Source organism: Pyxidicoccus fallax, from assembly GCF_012933655.1.
GTDB classification, from domain to species: Bacteria; Myxococcota; Myxococcia; order Myxococcales; family Myxococcaceae; genus Myxococcus; species Myxococcus fallax.
Genome location: NZ_JABBJJ010000807.1, coordinates 1 through 395, shown reverse-complemented (window position 1 = coordinate 395; position 395 = coordinate 1). Strand labels below are relative to the sequence as shown.

Sequence of the window (395 nt, the reverse complement as noted above, 5' to 3'; positions counted from 1 at the left end):
ATCACATTGAGGTCAAGTGGGATCTGGACACCGAGGCCAAGGATGCTGCAGACGAGGCAGGCATTTCCTTCGTGCGCTCCGCCACTCCGGGGCTCAGCAAGTCCTTCGCCGCGATGGTGGTGGACATGATCGCCGAGGATCCCCAGCCGTTGACTGAGGAGCAGCAAGCCGCAAAGCAGATCGCGGAGAAGTTCGGCACGGTGCCGAACTTCGGCCACACCAAGAACGGAAACTTCTGCGCCCCTGGCTGCTGCGGCTCTTAAAAGGAGCTAGACCAGCAGTTCTGCGATCTGGATGGTGTTCAGCGCGGCACCCTTGCGCAGGTTGTCGCCACTGACCACCAGCACCAGTCCGCGGCCGCCGTCGACGGACTGATCCTGGCGAATGCGTGCCAC

At 62.3% G+C, this 395-nt stretch carries 1 protein-coding gene; it reads left to right on the top strand.

Annotated features, from left to right (window positions below; genetic code table 11):
• A partial coding sequence (locus HG543_RS54260; protein ID WP_211194838.1) for a ferrochelatase occupies positions 1-263 on the top strand: 263 nt, incomplete at its 5' end.
• Positions 264-395 lie beyond the last annotated feature (132 nt).